General features: G+C 36.6%; 3 protein-coding genes and 1 pseudogene. All 4 read left to right on the top strand.

From position 1 onward, the window contains the following. The first annotated feature begins 225 nt into the window (after positions 1-225). Complete coding sequence (locus JWG40_RS08175) at positions 226-399, top strand: type II toxin-antitoxin system HicA family toxin (protein ID WP_332470421.1); 174 nt, start codon at positions 226-228, stop codon at positions 397-399. Further along, on the top strand, positions 396-821 hold the full coding sequence (locus JWG40_RS08170; protein WP_205285347.1) for a type II toxin-antitoxin system HicB family antitoxin: 426 nt from the start codon (positions 396-398) through the stop codon (positions 819-821). Before JWG40_RS08175 ends, JWG40_RS08170 begins: the two co-directional genes overlap by 4 nt. Before the next feature lie 576 nt (positions 822-1,397). After that, positions 1,398-2,072: a hypothetical protein gene (locus JWG40_RS08165; RefSeq protein WP_205285346.1), complete on the top strand. Its 675-nt coding sequence runs from the start codon at positions 1,398-1,400 to the stop codon at positions 2,070-2,072. Between the two features lie 257 nt (positions 2,073-2,329). Beyond that, a pseudogene (locus JWG40_RS08160) lies at positions 2,330-2,649 on the top strand (hydrolase); the annotation flags it as partial.

Raw genomic sequence — 2,649 nt, 5'->3', positions numbered from 1 at the left:
TGTCCACTTCGCCTCAGATTTCTGAGGAAATCTGGATCTCGTGGGGCCTTCGCTCGGCCTAAAGGCACATTCCGTGTCACGCTAACGCCTCTCTTCAAGAGGCTCAGCTACACGAAACGTCGGTAAGCCTAGGTCGTTATGCGAACAGTCGTGAAAATCTTACCTAACCAAAAAAAGTAGAAAAAACCAATTGACAAATACAGCCCAAATGCTGTATTTTTGCTTGTGACGGGAAAAGAATTAATTCTAAAAAAAGATGGTTGGGAATTAGATAGAATCACTGGATCACACCACATACTTAAGAAAAAAGACAAAACTCTCTCGGTTCCTGTTCATAGTAATCGAGATATCCCAAATGGAACTATGAACGCAATACTTAAACAGGCAGGACTCAAATGAAAATATCTTATCCAGCTATTATTAAATACAGTTCAAAAGATAAAGTTTTTAATGTTGAATTTCCTGATTTACCAGGATGTTTCACTTTTGGCGACAATGAAAACGATGCAATATTAAATGCTCAAGAAGCATTAACTGGTTATTTAGAATCTATTGATTCTAGAAAATTAAACATTCCCGAACCCTCAAAATTAAAAGGAAAAGATATTAAATTCATTACTCCAGAAAAAAATGTCTCTTTCGCCATCTGGCTTAAGAAAAGTAGAGAAAAACAAGGTTTAAGTCAAAAACAAATTGCTCAAAAACTTAATATTGCTTACCAAACTTACCAAAAGTTTGAGAATCCACATAAATCAAACCCTACTCTAAAAACTATAATAAGATTAGAAGAAGTTTTTCACGAAAATCTAATCAGTGTATAACACGACCGTCGCATAACAGCGACTAACCGCTTCGCTTCGGCACAAGGCCTCGCTCGGTCTGCGACACATAGGCTTCTGGCACTCGTTTGCATCCGCAAACTACGTGCCAGTCCCTAACGTCCCGTTGGGACTCAGGGCCAGCCTACGTCGGTTAGCCTAGTTCGTTAATTGCAATTAGTTGATCAAAAGAAGAAAACGCGCAAATTTTTTTAGGAAGCTGTTGTCGATTTAAGCTTTGGAAGAGAACAATTTAAGCCTTTCTCTCCATTTAAGTGCAGTTTGCATTTTTTGCTTTTAAGAATTAAGAGAAAATTTGCGCTCACTTTTGTTGACCTTTCGACTCTACTCTTTTACTATACGAACTAACTGCAATTAACAGCGGCTTACCGCTCGCTCAAGGCCTTATCCACTTCGCCTCAGATTTCTGAAAAAATCTGGATCTCGTGGGGCCTTCGCTCGGCCTAAAGGCACATTCCGTGTCACGCTAACGCCTCTAAAGAGGCTCAGCTACACGAAACGTCGGTAAGCCTAATTCGTTATGCGAAAGATGGACAAATTGAAATTATAAGGATAAATATGATAAAAACATCAAATAGAAACAGATTATGGATTTTAGCTGGTAAGCTTTCGACAATAATTATTGCATTAGGTACAATTTACCAAATTTTTATTACAGTCTTTTCAAAGGATATTGATATTGATTCTAGTGTAACTATAAATAAATTTATTATTCCAGCTGAAGCTTCGGAATATATCAATAGCTTAAGAAAATTGCGATTTGATAGTGGCAAAAATATAACAATCAATTCAGATATAGAATACTTTTTAAAAAACCGCAATCCATACACATGGAGTGTTTTAGAATTAAAAATTAAAAACAATGGAAACAAAACAATAAAGAATTTAAATATTGAACTTAAAGACAATGGCTATTTCCAATTTGAAGATGAGGAGCATATACCAAATACTTATAAAAAAATTATTAAAATCGAAGAATTACGTCCATCAACAAATAAAAACATGCTAATATGGGCTGAAAATTTTAATAAGTACCAGGAAGACGCAATTATAATAACACATGAAAATGGATTTATTATACCAAAGAGAGGTGAAGTAGTTTATGGGATACTGGCGGAAATAAGCAAATATGGATCTGCATTTGGACTTGCTTTCTTAACAGCTATAATCTTTTTATCATATCCATTATATCTCTTAATTCTTGAAAATAAAAAACGCACGCTATCAAAATAAGAAAGTATAATACCAGAATAATCTGTGCATAGTCCATTCCTTCGCATAACAGCGACTTACCGCTACGCTTCGGCACAAGGCCTCGCTCGGGCTACGCCAAATTGTCCTCCTGGCATTCGCCTTGCTTCCGCAAGCTACATGCCAGTCCCTAACGTCCCGTTCCGGGACTCAGGGTCGGACAACTTCGGTAAGTCTAGTTCGTTATCTGAAATGCGACAAACTTAATATTGAATTTAAAAACAAATAGGACGGATAAAATGAAACTCAAGAAAACTACTCAAACAATCAAATTTGTACTTTTAGCAATTACTATGCTATATACGTTTAATTTCGAAACTCAAGCTAAAGATAGATCTATTGACCTAACAAAACCAGTTCTTATTCGACCCTTCGGAGACTCTATCACTTATGGATTCGGTTTTACAGACTGGGGATACTGTCCAGTCTATTCGATCGGCCAGTTTATATGTATGCCACCAAATCAAGCTGTTGGAGGCTACAGAGTTTGGATGACTGAATTTGCTATTACAAACAAAGCATTCATATTTGCTACTGAAGGGTATCAAAGTGGAGGTTC

Source organism: Leptospira abararensis, from assembly GCF_016918735.1.
GTDB classification, from domain to species: domain Bacteria; phylum Spirochaetota; class Leptospiria; order Leptospirales; family Leptospiraceae; genus Leptospira_A; species Leptospira_A abararensis.
The sequence above is the reverse complement of the archived record's forward strand: the minus strand, read 5'-3'. Positions and strand labels throughout refer to the sequence as shown.